The organism is Centipeda sp. (in: firmicutes) (genome assembly GCF_057271695.1).
Genome location: NZ_DBHIVL010000075.1, coordinates 10311 through 11170, shown reverse-complemented (window position 1 = coordinate 11170; position 860 = coordinate 10311). Strand labels below are relative to the sequence as shown.

Below are 860 nucleotides of genomic sequence, written 5' to 3'. Positions count from 1 at the left end.
GGGCAAAAAAGATGCGTCAAGATGGCGGCGCTGAATTTATCAGTGCTTCCTAAAGACAAGGAAGTGGTCGCATGGCGATACATACGAGTGAAGTCGTACGGAAGAAATTTGAAGATGCGGTGGCGAGTTTTTGTCTGCTTGACGATCCCTTTATGACCGTCGTCTTTCAGGACAGTCTCGCGTGTGTTGATCTCGTCATTCAGATTATCTTGGGGAATCCGAACCTCCACGCAACGAAAGTCGTCACGCAGGATACGCTCAAGAATCTCCACGGTCACAGCGTCCGCCTCGACATTCACGCCATTGCCGACGGGCAGGAGTTCAACATTGAGATTCAGCGTGCGGCGGTTGGAGCGGCTCGACGGCGTGCGCGGTACAACAGCAGCATCATAGATGCTGCGGCACTCTCTGCGGGCGAGGACTATGAGCGGCTGCCCGAGACCTATGTTATCTTTATCACCGAGACCGACGTGCTCGGCAGAGATCTGCCCATCTATCATGTGCAGCGCACCATCCGTGAGACACAGGAGACCTTTGACGACGGCTCGCATATCATCTATGTCAACAGCTCGGTCATGGACGACACCCCGCTCGGGCGGCTCATGCATGACTTTCGATGCAAACGTGTCGAGGAAATGCACTATGACGTGTTGAAAGAACGTGCAGAACGGTTCAAAGACGAAGCAAAAGGAGTGATGAAAATGAGCAGCAATCCACTGTGGGATGAATTTGTTCGGGCATACGATGAAGAGATGCGCGACAAAGTAAGCGAGAAAGTCCGCAAAGAAGTAAGCGAGAAAGTCCGCAAAGAAGTAAGCGCGGAAGTCCGCAAAGAAGTAAGCGAGAAAGTCCGCAAAGAA

The 860-nt window shown here is 52.3% G+C and carries 1 protein-coding gene; it reads left to right on the top strand.

Annotated features, from left to right (window positions below):
* Positions 1-71: 71 nt before the first annotated feature.
* Positions 72-860 (top strand): PD-(D/E)XK nuclease family transposase (locus ACO6BQ_RS10400; RefSeq protein ID WP_489120806.1); only part of this gene is annotated, 789 nt, incomplete at its 3' end.